The 16,052-nt window shown below is 43.7% G+C and carries 7 protein-coding genes; 6 read left to right on the forward strand and 1 reads right to left on the reverse strand.

All coding sequences use genetic code 11. The features are described from left to right. Positions 1 to 129 precede the first annotated feature (129 nt). The 4 genes from DWX23_RS05505 to DWX23_RS05520 are packed head-to-tail and all read left to right on the forward strand — an operon-like array spanning position 130 to position 7,670. Entirely contained in the window at positions 130 to 1,608 is a 1,479-nt protein-coding gene (locus DWX23_RS05505; protein WP_122373725.1) for a TolC family protein, read from the forward strand. Positions 1,609 to 1,612: 4 nt separating this feature from the next. Further along, positions 1,613 to 2,863 carry an efflux RND transporter periplasmic adaptor subunit gene (locus DWX23_RS05510; protein WP_122355452.1) on the forward strand — a complete coding sequence of 417 codons (1,251 nt, stop codon included), beginning with the start codon at positions 1,613 to 1,615 and terminating at the stop codon, positions 2,861 to 2,863. Between the two features lie 18 nt (positions 2,864 to 2,881). Further along, positions 2,882 to 5,290 carry an ABC transporter permease gene (locus tag DWX23_RS05515; RefSeq protein ID WP_122373726.1) on the forward strand — a complete coding sequence of 803 codons (2,409 nt, stop codon included), beginning with the start codon at positions 2,882 to 2,884 and terminating at the stop codon, positions 5,288 to 5,290. A gap of 22 nt (positions 5,291 to 5,312) precedes the next feature. Next, positions 5,313 to 7,670, forward strand: a complete 2,358-nt coding sequence (locus DWX23_RS05520; RefSeq protein WP_199673229.1) for an ABC transporter permease — start codon at positions 5,313 to 5,315, stop codon at positions 7,668 to 7,670. A 522-nt stretch (positions 7,671 to 8,192) separates the two neighbouring features. Here DWX23_RS05520 and DWX23_RS05525 read toward each other — a convergent pair. Beyond that, positions 8,193 to 11,069 (reverse strand): hypothetical protein, encoded by a 2,877-nt coding sequence (locus tag DWX23_RS05525; RefSeq protein WP_122373728.1) that lies wholly within the window; start codon positions 11,067 to 11,069, stop codon positions 8,193 to 8,195. Between the two features lie 215 nt (positions 11,070 to 11,284). Here DWX23_RS05525 and DWX23_RS05530 point away from each other — a divergent pair, with 215 nt between their 5' ends. Both DWX23_RS05530 and DWX23_RS05535 read left to right on the forward strand, forming a co-directional pair. Then, entirely contained in the window at positions 11,285 to 13,612 is a 2,328-nt protein-coding gene (locus tag DWX23_RS05530) for an ABC transporter permease (protein WP_122373729.1), read from the forward strand. Between the two features lie 10 nt (positions 13,613 to 13,622). Beyond that, a complete protein-coding gene (locus DWX23_RS05535; RefSeq protein WP_122373730.1) occupies positions 13,623 to 16,043 on the forward strand; it encodes an ABC transporter permease in 2,421 nt (806 codons plus the stop codon). The last annotated feature ends 9 nt before the right edge of the window (positions 16,044 to 16,052 follow it).

Below are 16,052 nucleotides of genomic sequence, written 5' to 3' on the forward strand. Positions count from 1 at the left end.
CATTGTATGTGCGTGCGAATACGAACGTTTTTCGTGCGTACACGCACTACAAAAGCAATCGCATCGTTTCTTTTAGAACTATCAATCAACAGGTTACAAATATGGCATACTATTTGTTTCTTATAGAATATGAAACAGATAAAAAGTTACATATTATCCATAATCCTTGCCACGACGGTCCTATTTCCGGCCTACTCGCAGGACACGTTACATCTGACTTTGTCAGAGACTGTACGCATCGCACAGGAGCAATCGCCCCAGGCTATTGCCGCTCGTCATTCTTTCCGGGCATCTTACTGGAACTGGCGTTCTTTCCGGGCAAACATGTTGCCGAGCCTTACTTTCACCTCCGATCCTTCGCTGAACCGGTCGATCAGTTCGGTTACATTACCCGACGGAGGAGAGAGTTTCGTTCATCGTAACCAATTGATGATAGATGCCGGTTTAACGATCAATCAGAATATACCGTTCACAGGAGGTAGCCTCTTCGTAAAAACGGCCTTACAAAGACTGGATCTGTTTTCGGAAAAGACCAGCTCGTATAACAGTACACCGGTAGTTGTCGGATATGAGCAAAACCTGTTCGGATACAATCAGTTCAAGTGGGATAGAAAAATCGAACCTATCCGCTATGTCGAATCACAAAAGAATTTGGTAGAAACACTGGAACTGGTAGCCGCACAGGCAACCCAACAGTTTTTCCAACTGGCGACTGCACAGACGAACTGGGAAATAGCACAATATAATTACGCAAATGCCGATACACTGTTCCAATATGCTAAAGGACGGTATAATATCGGGACGATCACAGAAAACGAGATGCTGCAACTGGAGCTTAACCTGCTGACCGAGCAAACAAATATGATGAACGCCCGTATCGAAGTGGACGACTGTATCCAGTTTCTACGCAGTTACCTGGGGATCAATAATGCCTCCGAACTGGTTGCCGATGTAAATGAAGAAATACCACATTTCAATGTGGATGTAAAACAGGCTCTGGAACTGGCTTATGAAAACAATCCGGAGCCGGAATATCTGCAGCGCCGTCGGCTTGAAAGTGAAAGTGCCGTTGCACAGGCAAAAGCTTCGCGCGGCTTCAAAGCCGACCTGTACATGCAGTTCGGACTGACACAGACGAATGAGAAACTGAAAGAGGCTTACCGGAATCCTTTGGACCAGCAGCTGGTCAGTTTGGGTATACGAATCCCGATCCTGGACTGGGGCGTAGGCAAAGGGAAGGTTAAAGTGGCTCTCAGCAATCGCGACAAAGTATATACCGAAGTAGAACAATCGCGCAACGACTTCGAACTGAACGTCATCAAAATGGTCAAACAGTTCAACCTGCAGGCAGATAAAGTGACGATCGCCCAAAAGACCGACCTGACCGCCCAACGCAGGAACGATGTGGCACAGAAACTTTACCTCCTGGGCAAATCCACTATCCTCGATCTCAACGCTTCCATCAGCGAAAAAGATCGGGCACGAAGAGAATATATCACGGCTTTATATAATTACTGGAGCTTGTATTACGGCCTGCGCAGCATGACCGGCTACGACTTCGAGAAAAGCCGTGAACTGACATTCGATTACGAACAATTAATGAAATAAAATAATGGACAGACCTATTGAAAAGAAACCCGTATATTACCGTTACCGCTGGCATATTGCCGGAGGTGTAGCTTTTATAATCCTCCTAGTGTACGTTTCCATCGTTGCATCCGGAGGACGAAAACTACGTACAGAGGCCGACAACCTTATTATCGGTGAAGCACAAGCGGATAAATTCCTCGAATACGTAGATGTGGAGGGCGTCGTTCAACCGATCCTGACCATTAAGATAAATGCCCGGGAAGCCGGAAGCGTCGAACGGATCGTGGCAGAAGAAGGGACTATGATGGAAAAAGGAGACACCATCCTGACCCTGAATAATCCGGACCTGGTACGTACTATCGACGACCAGCGGGACGAATGGGAAAAGCAGCTGATCTCCTACCAGGAAAAAGAGATCGAAATGGAACAGAAAAGCCTGGACCTGCAGAAGCAGACGCTACAAACGACCTACGAACTCAACCGACTGAAAAAGAGTTTCGCCCTCGATGAAGAGGAGTTCCGTATGGGTGTAAAAAGTAAAGCACAGCTGGAAGTACAGCGGGATGAATTCGAATATAAAACACAAAGTACGGCTCTGCAACTGGAAGGTTTGCGCCACGACAGTGCAGCAACCATCCTCCGCCGCGAACTGATGAAGAACGACCTGGAACGGGAACGAAAGAAATTCGACCGCGCTCAGGAACGTATGGAGAACCTGATCGTCCGTGCTCCGTTGGCAGGACAGCTGAGTTTCGTCAAAGTGACTCCGGGCCAGCAGGTACAGAGTACAGAGGCCATCGCCGAGATCAAGGTACTCGACCAGTTCAAAATACATACCTCACTCAGTGAATATTATATCGACCGTATCACCACCGGCCTCCCCGCCACGATCACCTGGCAGGGAAAGAAATATCCGTTGCGTATCACCAAAGTAGTACCGGAAGTAAAAGACCGTAACTTCGATGTCGACCTTGTCTTCACCGAAGAATCTCCCGACAATGTCCGTATCGGAAAAAGCTTCCGTGTACAGGTCGAACTGGGGCAGCCGGAAGAAGCCTTGGTCATCCCCCGCGGAGATTTCTTCCAGACTACCGGCGGACAATGGATATATAAACTGAATGAGGCAGGAACAAAAGCGCGTAAAGTAAGCATCAGCATCGGCCGCCAGAATCCGCAGCAGTATGAGATTACCGGCGGGTTACAAGCAGGCGACAAGGTTATTGTCACCGGATATAGTACTTTTGGCGACGCGGAAGAATTGATTCTGAAATAAAAGCAGAAAACAGATACCATGAAAATACTTCTACTTGCCATACGAGCACTTAGTCATTTTCGGCTCTATACCATTATAAATATTTTAGGGCTAGCCCTTAGTATGGCCTGTGTAATTACTATCGGCCGGTATGTACACAGTGAATTATCCACCGATCACTTTCTTCCGGAACTCGACAGGATCTATGTAACGGTTTATGAAGACGATCAAAATCCGGGTATCCTCAGATATTCCGATATAGGAAATCCGAACAACGAAGCCTCATTTATCAATTTGTTGGAGCATCCCGCTGTAGAATATGCAAGCCGAATGATATTATACGACAATACCGATTGCTTATATAACGACAAAGGATACGGATGCAAAACCCTTGTCGCAGACAGTAATATCTTCAAAATACTAACATATCCGCTGATCAGCGGCACAACGACGCTGACAAAACCGAATGAAGCCATTATCACCCGGCAGTTTGCCCGGAAAGTATTCGCAGAAGAGCCGGTACTCGGTAAACAATTGCAACTCTTCAGCGGTAAAGTTGTCACGATCGTCGGTATCATCGGGGAACCGGTAACAGCCAGTAGTATAGACTTTGACATTATAGTCTCCGACCGGCTATCCTCCTTCTGGGATCATATCGGCATCCATCTGGTACGGCTTCATCCGAACACCGATTATCAGCAGGTCAATGCACAGTACAACAAATTCATGCACATGGAACTATGGCGATTCAGCCTCCGCTTCCAGCTTTACCCGCTATCAAAAGTCTATTTCAACGGTAATATCGAAAACTACTTCTTCAGAACCGGTAACTTTACTCATGTATGGATCCTGTCGATAGTTGCATTGATGATTTTGCTTATCGGACTCTTCAATTTCATTAATATCTACTCGGTTGTTATTTTACGGAGGGGAAGAGAGTTCGGAATGAAGAAAGTATTCGGAGCCGGGAGTAAAATGATCTATGCACAATTATATATAGAGAACATCCTGATGACCGGAATTGCCCTGTTAGCAGGATGGATGATCGTCGAGATAACCGACCCGTTAGTACGAACGCAATTGAATATCACCCCGGTATCCAACCGGGCGTTCGACCTTCTCCTTTCGGGTTGCATTCTGCTGATCCTTCCATGTGTCACGGCATTGATTCCCTATATCCGTTACAACTATTCAGCCCCAATCAAATCTCTTCGCTCCGTCAATCAGGCCGGAGGTTCTATTGTCTCACGCAAATTATTCCTGACAATCCAATATATCATTACTTTTGCCCTTGTCACCTGTTCACTGTTCTTTACCAAACAATTACGGTTCATGCTAAATGCTGATATCGGAATACGGACAGAAGATATTATCGAAACCCAATTCATGAAATTCCATTATATGGGAAAGGACCTCACGCCGGAGGAATGGGCTAAAGAAGATAAAAGAAGACAAGATATCAAACAGATTGTCCAACAGAAAATGGATACATCTCCGTTATTCGAACATTGGACGTATGGAGATCAACCGATAAAAAACACAAAGAATAAAGGGTATACCACCAAATTCAAACTGCCCGACGGCAAATACGAGGAATTCTGGGTGATGAGTAATACGCCCGCCTGGATGAAACTATTCGATCTCCAAATCATAGAAGGGGAACCAATCAGCAACGAAGAACCATCGAACAGAGGATACGAATTGTATATCAGCGAATCCGGTAAGAAGCTATTAGGTATAAAAGATATCGAAAGCACAGTCTTACAACCCGAGAAGCGATTATGGTACAATTTGGGAGAAGATATGAGTCAGAACCCACCGTATCGTATATTAGGTGTTTTCAAAGATTTCAATCCCATCCATCTGTCGAATAAAAATTATCCGATCATACTGACCCCAAGTGCCAGTTGGTACGGAGAACCTTTACTCGCTTCGATCGCTCCCGGGAAAAGACAGGAAGCCATACAATTTCTGAAAAGTATGCACGACGAACTGATCGGCGGTAATTTCGAATATAGCTTTATCGAAGACAAGCACAGGGAACTATATCTGGAAGATCTTCACCTTACACAGATCTATTCCATCTTTGCCATAATCGCAATCCTGATCTCTTCCCTGGGTCTATTCAGTCTCTCGTTATTCGACGTACAGCAACGTTTCCGCGAAATAGCCATCCGCAAAGTAAACGGGGCCACTACCGCCATCGTCATGCGAATGCTCTTGCAGAAATATTACAAACTATTGGGAATCGCTTTCTTGATAGCCACGCCAATCTCCTGGCTAGCCATCAACCGCTATCTGGAAGACTTTGCACACAAGGCATCTGTCTCCTGGTGGATCTTCGCCGTCGCCCTACTGATTACAGCCGGCATATCTTTGGCAACACTGATCTGGCAGATACGGAAAGCGGCACGGACCAATCCGGCCGAAGCTATCAAATCCGAATAAACTAATTATATAATACATCCTCATGAAGATCATCCTACTAGCCATACGCTCACTGATGCGTTTCCGTTTATACACTGTTATCAATGTACTCGGTCTGGCATTGAGCCTGGCCTGTGTTATCATTATCAGCCGATATGTATATAGCGAAGCGACGACCGATCATTTCAATAAAAATCATGAACGGATCTATTTAAGTGCACGTTATTGGCCGGATGGCAATCAGGAGCCTTTACTCTTCACAACATCTAATGTTCTGTCAAAAAGAAATTATAAAGATCCTTTAGAGCTTCCCGAGATAGAGAAAAAAAGTTCTTTCGTCTCTCTATATGATGTGAATGTAGAAGCAAACAACAGCAAATTCAGTTCTCATGTATTGGCTACCGATACTTTATTTCTGGAAATATTCAGTTATTCAATGATTGAAGGTGAGCCTACACGTGCACTAAGTGAACCGAACAGTACCATTATCACAAGCTCCTTCGCCCACAAATTATTCGGAAATGAAAGTCCCATTGGAAAAAACATACAATACAATGAACATCTATTAACCGTACAGGGGGTAATAGGCGAACCGAAGACACAAAGTTCATTATCGTTCGATATGCTGATCTCTCAAAAACTACAATGGAGATGGCCTCCTGTAAACTATTACAGTGTAGCCCTACTTGTTGAGGGGACTGATGTCAAAAAAGTCAATCAAAAGCTAGAAGATTACTGCCTCCAACCAAATAATGAAACATTTTTGTTTCAACTTTTCCCTCTTGACCAATTATATATGGACAATACGATCAGAAAAGGAGAAAACACTTTCCGTCAGGGTAATCGTAACAGTCTACACATATTATCTACCGTTGCTTTACTATTACTGACTATCGGAATCCTCAACTTCATTCATATCTGTTCATCCATAATCCTCAAACGCGGACAGGAACTTGGCATGAAAAAAGTATTCGGAGCTACTCCCCGACAGATTTTCATACAGTTGTATGCAGAAAATCTGACATTGGTCGGGATAGCCTTATTACTAGGATGGACAATTATAGAAATTACTTATCCACTACAAATCAACATATTACAAATCACATCCACCACCCCTCAGATATTTAATCTGGCACTTTCGTTCGGACTTTTGTTCGGTTTACCGCTTATTATAACATTATATCCATTCTTTCATTACAACAAGCAACACACAGTCATTTCTTTACAAGGTATCATATCCGGAAAGAACAAACAGGGAATGCGTTTTTTGTTCCTTATTCTACAATACAGTATTACAATATGTCTGATTGTAAGTGCATTGTTTTTCACCAGGCAACTCCATTTCATGCTTGAAGCCGACCTTGGATATCGCACAAAAGATATTATCAAAGTGTGGTTCGAACGTCCGTCATCCACCATGTACATATCAGAAGAGGATACCGAACGAACTCGGAAATACAATGAACGCATACAAGCTGCAATAAAAGCATCGCCTATTTTTCAATCTTATTGTTTCGGAATCAGTCCATATGAATTCCCTCTGAGTAAATTTAACCTGACAAAAGCCAGAGTTCCGGGCGGAGAATGGCAGGACATTCTCTATATTAAAGTACAGCGATCTTTTTTTACTCTATATGAGATACCAATAAATGGAACTATCCCAACCTCAGAAAATGAAGTTCTACTTAATGCTACCGCCCAAAAAGCATTTGCCGGGAAAGACCAGCAAACTCCTCTGATAGAAGTTATGATATATGACAAAATAACCCCCTGCCAGATAAAGGGATATACATCAGATATTCAGACCGTACATCTCTCGCGCAATAACATGCCTGTCGTCCTGGTACCGATAATATCCGATAACTTTTTCGGCAAATGCATGGCGTCCATCAACCCAGGACATAGAATAGAAGCAATCCGTTTTTTTAAAGAATTGCATGACGAATTGATTGGAGGCGAATTCGAATATTCATTTGTAGATGACGAAATAGAAGCCTTATACAACAATGATAAACAAATTGCCACCATTTATTCCGTATTCGCTTTGATTGCGATCCTGATCTCCTCATTAGGGCTATTCGGTTTATCTCTTTTCGATATTCAGCAGCGCTACAAGGAAATAGCAATCCGTAAAGTAAACGGAGCGACAGTGGGAGTCATCACCAATTTGCTGTTGCGAAAATATTACAGGCTGCTAGGGCTGTCTTTCATTATCGCTACACCTCTTTCCTGGCTGGCTATCACGAAATATATGGAGAACTTTGCCAACAAAGCACCGTTATCCTGGTGGATTTTCGCTGTTGCTTTCCTGCTGACCGCAAGCATATCGCTGATCACCCTGATCTGGCAGATACGAAAAGCAGCACGGACAAACCCTGCGAAAGCAATTAAAACAGAATAAATCCGGAAAACAGACAAGCATATCTATGCAATTCAGACATAAAAGCATTCACCGTTCACCATTCTATCGTATATAACTAATATAATGACAATTACAATACGACACCCAGGTGAACGGTTAAGCAAAAGGGTGAATGGTTACTACAAACCCTTCACCCTGAACTACTATCCATTATCATATAACCCATTAACCCGCCAACAATAGTATATTAACACCAAAATGACAACCCAATAGCTTAACGACCATGCCCGGCAAGCTTTTCGACTACCGTTATTAAGCTTAACCACCTACGTCGACAAGCTTAACGATGGCAGTCAAAAAACGACCGGATAATATGTTTACCATTAGCTATATATTGCTTTCCGATTAGTTCCCTATTACATGAATGATAGTTGGATATAAGTGAAGGGTTCGGATAAACCATTCACCTTTTAGCCAAACCATTCACCCGATTTACCACAAGACAAACAACTAATAAGCAACAACTTATACACATAAAGGTGAAGAGTGAACGATTCTTTCCTAAAATGTAATAGAGAACAACGCCTCGGCCTGGAATTTACCGTAATCGATCGGTTGTATCAAGCGTACACCGGTAGTTAACGGGAAGCTCATCCGAAAAACATTCCAGTCGAATATCAGGTCAGTACCGAAAGAACTCTGTGTCGTCCAGTCACGCCCTTTCGCTGCCTGGTTACGGTTGAGGTCGTAAAACAGATTGGCACGCAAACGCCGGATATAAGCCAGTTGTCCCAGACTAAGGTCCGGAGAAAAGATAGAAAAAGCATAATCCGCTTTAAAGGCAACCTGCTGCCGGGTCTGATACATAAAATCATATCCACGAGGCTTTTCGATCAGGTGCTTCGGCAAATACAACGTTTTATTGTCCACACTCTGATATTGATATCCTACCCGTAGCATCAACCCGTGGTTACGCAGGATGCCGGGCCAGTAAGTAGTAAGGCGCCCTGCATACAGGCTTCCGTAATTCTCTTTGTTGAAAGGAGATTGCAGGTATTGCAGACGCAACTGATATCCCCACCGGGGAAGAATATCACGCAATGCTTTCTTGCGGTAACTGTAAAACAACACTTCCGGCAGGATATATTGGAAATTACTATATGTACGGCTTTCGTATTGCTGGTACTTGTCGTTTGTAAAATAGTATGCAACAGCCGGTTGTATTCCACGTATATAATGATTGCGGGTCAAATTGAAAGGAAGATAGACACGTGCTTCGGCTTCCAGCAACGTCCGCTTCACTGTTTTGGCCTGCGCAACCTCTTTTCCTTTGTCGTTGGTCATCCAGGTTACATCGAATGCCTTTCCGCCATAGTCGGCGGCTATATCGATAACCGGGAACCAGCCTTTGTAGGTAAATGACAACTTACCGTGATGTTCGCCTTTGCGATAATACCATCCCGCCTGCATAATGGCTGTATTCAACGTATTTTGTGACAAGACCATAACACCGGGTTTCACGATCGTACTCAAATCGTCGGCACCTGTATTCATAGCCTCTGCCACATCATAATAGAAAGGAGCCCAGCTGTGAAGTTTGAACGTATGTAATCCCTTCCGGTAAGGGCGGGGAGCAAATTCAATGGGGGTCAGTTCAGCAGAATCGAGATTGAACTGTTCCTGCTGCGCCAACGAAGCGACCAGCGGAGAATGAAAAGGCTCTCCCAGATCAACCTTTTCAGCTTTCAGGCTATCGACCGGCAACGAACCGATACGGTATCCCTCTGCCTGATAATCCGAATAGAGAAGTTTGTCTTTACCGGGAGAAAAAGCAGGATCGAACGCCCCAAAGCGGGCAGATGTCAACCGGTAGACGGTTGTATCCGGCAGGTTCAGGGAATAGATATTATTGGTTCCGTTTGCCCCCGATTCAAAATACAGCTTACCGCCACTCCAGAACGGAGCTGTGATATTCACAGAGGTAGTTGCCAGCAACTCGCTCCATGCACCGGTTTGCGTATCCAGTTGTAACAAGCTTATCCCGGTATCGGTAACTGCCACAGCAGTTATCTTTCCATCATCACCAAAAGTCAGTTCTTTCAAAAAGGCATTATCAGGCACTGTAAAATAACGTTGTTCCTTCCCTGTTGCCAGATCGACCAGCACCAACTGGTTTTCACCGCTTACCGTAAAACGGGAAACAGCCACTGTACGATTATCCTTATCGATAGCCGGAGCCAGATAACGTTGGCGGGGAGTGAGTGTCGTCAGCCGCCCGGTCTCCAGGTCATACTGTTTGATAACGGAATAGTTTTCATGTGTCCAGCGGAGTCCGGGAACAACCTCCGTCCAGTATAACCGATTGCCCGCCAGGTTCAGACGGCTATTGATCGTACCGAGGTAACATAGCCGCTTCTCTTTCCCGTTCGTTACCGATACCAGCGAATTGATATCCTGTATTCCCGATTTAACGGCAATGACCGTCGAATCGTTCACGGCCTGCGGATAACGGTAAGAGGTGTACATCCTGGATGCCGGAGAAAGGAAAGCAGGCGTGACAGCCGCCGTATCCATCTTTTCCCACTCTTTACGCAAAAAGTCGAATGTTTCATTATACAGTCCGTCGATACTGATTCCTGCATTATGTTTGAAAGCGTTGCTGAACATCGGGATCGCAAAAAAACGGTTCACATAACGGGTGGTAGTCTTATCCCAGATATCCGGTCCGAAACGGTGACGGGCAAAAGAAGTCAGATTATACCCCAACGCATAATAATCGCCGGTATAATCCTTATAAGAACCCAGGTACCATTTATCGAACGAATAATTCTTACCTTCCCCCAGCATTTGGGCACGGTAAGGCATACTGAATTCCGGCAACCGCCCTCTCCCGCCGTTCGACATGGAAGTCTCCGTTCCGACAGCGTCGCCCTCCAGAAACCAGCTCGGCATGAAAAAAGCAGCCACACCGGCAGCCTGTTCGCCTATCACATAATATAACGGTTTAAACCAGCCCCGCATAACCTTGCTGGTCTGAAGGACATGGCGCGACTCATGCAGCACGAGGTGTTTATCCCAGCTTACCCCGTCGAGTTTAGAGGAAGGTGTCGTAATCAGCTCCATACGGCGCGGTGCCCACGATACCAAGCCGTTGGACGACATATTAGCCGGGTGAAGGATCACCGGAAACTTTTTCTGCATGCCGATACCTATCGTTTTCTGCAAATGCGGATAAGCATTCTCCAGATAGAGTGCATATTTATAAGCCATCGAATCGTTTCCCTGCGGATAGACCAGATTATAATGAGGCAATTTAACGATGTTCCATTTGAAGCGTGCCGGATCAGAACCGTAATCAAGAAACTGTGCCTGCATACTTAAAGAAGTAAGCAAGCCAAATACAGCTAAAAACAGGTATCGAAACGTAGGTATCTGCATATTTTATAGAGTTACAGACCACAAAACTATAAAATATAACCAAGTAGCTTCACTTTTTTTATAGCAAAATTCCCCTACCGTGCGTAAACGAACGCAATTCGTGCGGATACACACACCACCGTCAGTCCCAAACAAAGCATAACACCCGTATTACTAACCACTTATCCCTTTGGCACGTCTTTTGTATTTTCAAATGTAATTATAACAGTGCGCCCATGTTAAAACACTACTTACTGATTGCAATACGCAATCTTTTAAAATATAAAACCCAATCGATCGTCAGCATTATCGGCCTGGCGATGGGTTTTACCTGTTTTGCACTGGCAACCCTGTGGATCAGGCACGAAATGACCTACGAGAACTTTCACGAGGAAGCGGAACGCATTTTCCTGGTCCGTAACGAAGACAAAAACAGTAACGAGGGTTTGGCCACAGTCACCCCTTCCCCATTGGCAGCCTATCTGCAGGAAACATTTCCCGAAATAGAACAGGCTTGTAACGTGTCGGACAGTAAAATGGAATTCAAATACAAAGGGATCACTTATCCATCTTATCAGATCCAGATGGATTCCGCCTCCATGAAAATATTCCCGATCCGGTTGGTTAGTGGAAATGCCAATTTCCTTGTCAACGGCAGTAAAGAAATAGCCATCACAGAAGAACTCGCCGGAAAACTATTCGGAAAAGAGAACCCGATAGGGAAAGAACTAAGCATATACGGCCAGGAAAGTCCCATTTGTGCAGTGGTCAAAGCCTGGGAGCCTCATACAAACATGCCTTTTGAAATAGTAAGAGCCAATTATACGATCCCGGTCTGGTACGCCTGCGGATGGACGACTTTTATCAAGCTAAGGAAAGAGGCGGACATCAAGGCTTTCCGTAAAAAGATATATGAGCATACTATTGAAAAAGACAACGCCAAACTGGAACATTTCGTACTGACCCCGATCATACAGATGCGATACGACCATCCCATCCGGGAAGCGATCATCAAATTCAATCACATCCTGTTGTTTGCCTTGTCGGGCGGTCTGGTCATCCTTTGTTCGCTGTTCAATTACCTGACTCTGTTCGTCAGCCGGATACGGATGCGCGGAAAGGAAATAGCCTTACGCAAAGTATGCGGCTCTTCCGATAAACATCTGATGGAGTTATTTTCTATAGAATATGTATTAACGCTATTGACTGCTATATTTATCGGGATGTTACTGATAGAACTGATACTACCCACTTTCCGGGAATTATCCGAAATAAAAACGACGACAAACGGAATCTACCTGGAAGCTATCGGCTATTCCCTTTTCGTAGCATTACTGTCGTTCCTTATTTCTCTGCTTCCTATCCATTATTTCCGCCGCCAATCGCTGAATGCAGCAATAAAAGGAACGGAAAAAGGGAAAGGGAAGAATTATTTCCAGAAATTCTTCCTGGTCTTACAGTTTATTATCAGTATCGGATTCATCTTCTGCACGCTTGTAATGATCAAACAGATACATTACTTATCACATACCGACCGTATAGTGGAACGGGTAGGAAGAGCCTCCATCACATTCAGTGCCAAATCGTCCGAAGCCAGCCTGCGGGAAGAACTTAAGCAAATCCCCATGATAACCGAAGTCCTTTCAGGTAATCACAACTCTTTCATTCCCCAAAACGGAGCAAGCTATATACCGGTGAAAGAATGGGATGATAAGCCTGCATCTGCCGATGAAGTACTTTTGGAGACGATTGCCAGCGGTGAAGAAATATGTAATTATTATAATCTGAAGCTACTGAAAGGTACTATGTTAAGGGATGACGACCAGAAAGAGAAAGTGATGATCAACGAAACGGCCGCCCGTCTGTTTGGCTGGGCAGATCCGATCGGAAAATCTTTCCTCAATAGCGACTCTACCCGGGCACAGATTATCGGTGTAATACGCGATTTCTGTAAAGATTCGCCTACTATCCCCGTGAAACCGGTGGTATTTACAGTACAAGAACTATTCTGGTCTATTAACTCCAGTGGCAATCTCCTTTTCATTTTCCGTGAAGGGCAATGGCAAGAATGCAAACGGCGGATCGAGGCGTTGATCAAAGAGAAACACCCGGAATTCACTTTCTACGGATTAAATAATACAGAAGAAGAGTTCAATAAGTTCCTGCAATCGGAAAATGCCCTGATCAAGTTACTCGACTTTGTATCCATTGTCTGTATCCTTATATCCGTTTTCGGCATTTTCTCGCTGGTCACTCTTAACTGCGAACAACGCCGGAAAGAGATTGCTATCCGTAAAGTGAACGGAGCGTCAGTCGGAATAATCGTCCGCATGTTCTTCAAAGAATACTTATTATTACTTTGTGTAGCAGCCGCCATAGCGTTACCAGTCAGTTACCTGATCATGAAAGCATGGTTGGAAAACTACGTTATACAAACAACAATCCCCTTCTGGATCTACCTGATATTATTTATATCTCTTGTCATGATCACAATCACTTGCATATATTGGCGAATATGGAAGGCTGCAAGTAAAAATCCGGCAGAAGTTATTAAATTTGAATAATACAATATATATGAATATGATACAACACCATATCAAACTGGCCATACGTAACCTACTGAAATATAAGACGCAATCGCTAATCAGTATCATCGGGTTAGCGGTTGGTGTCTGCTGTTTCGCCATCTGTTCCTATACGTTAAGAGTTGACTTAAACTGGAATCACAGCATCAAAGAGGTAGAAAGAATATGCATCGTTTTTACAGAAACAGAGAAAGGTACCCAGACAAGTTATTCACCTTTTGCCTCCGCTATGCTCGCAAAGGAGTATCCTGAAATAGAATCGGCTACCGCTTACAGCCAAGTACAACCCTACACGGAGAAGTTATGCGAAATCAGAAAGACGGATGGTACAGCCAATTATTTCAAAGAGTTGTTTGTCTTTGCCGACCATCATTTTCTGGACTTTTTCAATATACGGCTAATCAATGGAACCCCCAATGAAATAGATCAGACACCCGATGCTATCCTAGTTACAGAGAAGACCGCCAATAGATTATTCGGAACAACGGATGTCATTGGTAAAACCTTCACCGATATTAATGATTTTGACGATACCCAAAAAGTATTTACCATCCGGGGAGTGATCGAAAACTTTCCAAAGCAAAGTGATCTGGAAAGATACAGCGGTATCGAACTGAATACAACAAATGAAGCAATCTGTTCTCCCGATAGTTATACCTATTACGACGGGTTCAATTCATTCGTAAAAATCAAACCGGGTATAAATATCGACAAGCTAAACGAAAAGCTTAAAAAAAGCACGTTGAAATATCCTAAAAATAAAAATGAAATTGCAGAATCTATTGTTCAGTTAAAACCGCTGACGAAGCGTAATACGCTCTACAATAGAAATTTCTTTTCTGACTCAGGAACTATTTTCTTTATTATCGGACTGCTGGTACTACTGACAGCTCTCTTTAATTATGTACTGTTCATCATCGGACGGATGATGAACAGGATCAAGGAATGCGGCATCCGCCAAGTGAACGGAGCGACAAAGTGTTCCATATTCTATCTGCTATTCATTGAAGCTTCCATCGCCTTTCTGATAGCCTGTACTTGTAGCTTCGCTATTGCAGAACTGGTCATTCCACATATTAACAGTCTTAATCCTGATTTTTCAATAGACAATAGTTACGTAGTACAACTTCTTACCCAATACAGCATTATCGGTTTAGGTGGTATTGCGCTTCTGTGTCTGATCGTTATTCATAATCTGGGTAAGATATCCCTTATACAAAGTCTGTTCAGTAATCAGATCATACGCCGCCATAGTGTTTTACGGAATATATTCATATCCATACAACTCGTTATCTGCTTCCTGTTCCTGGGAACGACCTGGTTTGTCAAACAACAAAGCGATCTGATTGAATACCGGCTGACGAACGGACTGAGTGAAACCGACAAAACCTCAACATTCGACGTATCTCTCAACGGAGATAAGCTAACTCCCCACCGTCCGGAAATACTACAAAAATTACGGCAAGACCCAAAAGTCGAAATCGTTTGTCGTAACGGAATGGGATTTTCCGGAGCCTGGCAGTTGAGAGAAGGAAGGTTTTCGTGGGAAGGCATCAGTGATGAGGAAGCGAAAAGTACCATGGGCCATATCTATACCGATCCATCTTTCTTTGAACTTGTCAACCAAAAATTACGGGACGGACGTTTATACAACTCAGAAGAAACAGGCAAAGCTGTTGTCAATGAATCTTTTGCACGGTTATTCAATCGAAATCCTATCGGCATGCAAATAAATGTGAGATATTGGGGTGCGGAAATGAGTAACTTCCAGGTGGTCGGAATCGTTTCAGATTTTATAAATAATCGGTATGAAATGAATACCCGCCCGGTTCTTCCCTGTATTTATATGCCATTCCCTGAGAACAGTCTTAACATGAGCTGCTTAGTAAAAATCAAGCCTGAATATAGGAAGGAATTTCCGGAGATCATGAAAGCCGAACTATCCAAATATGTCAATCAAGCCACTCCTACTTATATTTTCTCCATGAAAGATGATTCCGGTTTTTATGTGAGTAGAGAACAGAATATATTCAAACTGACAACCATATTTTCCATAATATCTATTATCATCAGCCTACTGGGAATATACGCATCGGTTACTTTATCTACCGACAGAAGGAAAAAGGAAGTAGCCATCCGTAAGATCAATGGAGCGACACCTGCTACAATTGTTCATATGTTTTGCAAAAGCAACCTGTTGCAATTGTTTGTTTCTGCATGCATTGCTTTTCCCATATTGATATTGTTACTAAAATCGTGGTTGGAAAGTTATGCTGAGAGAATCTCCATCGGTATTCTACCTTTTATCCTGATATTCCTGCTTATGGCAGTAATCGTTGCCTTCACGATAATATGGCAGCTTTGGAGAATAGCCCGGATCAACCCGGCAGAAGTTATTAAATCCGAATAAACAGAAATA

The organism is Parabacteroides sp. AF18-52 (genome assembly GCF_003479145.1).
Classification (GTDB): Bacteria; Bacteroidota; Bacteroidia; order Bacteroidales; family Tannerellaceae; genus Parabacteroides; species Parabacteroides faecis.

Coding starts and splice junctions, on each gene's coding strand:
- DWX23_RS05505 (WP_122373725.1), top strand. CDS start 130: ATGAAACAGATAAAAAGTTACATATTATCCATAATCCTTGCCACGACG.
- DWX23_RS05510 (WP_122355452.1), top strand. CDS start 1,613: ATGGACAGACCTATTGAAAAGAAACCCGTATATTACCGTTACCGCTGG.
- DWX23_RS05515 (WP_122373726.1), top strand. CDS start 2,882: ATGAAAATACTTCTACTTGCCATACGAGCACTTAGTCATTTTCGGCTC.
- DWX23_RS05520 (WP_199673229.1), top strand. CDS start 5,313: ATGAAGATCATCCTACTAGCCATACGCTCACTGATGCGTTTCCGTTTA.
- DWX23_RS05525 (WP_122373728.1), bottom strand. CDS start 11,069: ATGCAGATACCTACGTTTCGATACCTGTTTTTAGCTGTATTTGGCTTG.
- DWX23_RS05530 (WP_122373729.1), top strand. CDS start 11,285: ATGTTAAAACACTACTTACTGATTGCAATACGCAATCTTTTAAAATAT.
- DWX23_RS05535 (WP_122373730.1), top strand. CDS start 13,623: ATGAATATGATACAACACCATATCAAACTGGCCATACGTAACCTACTG.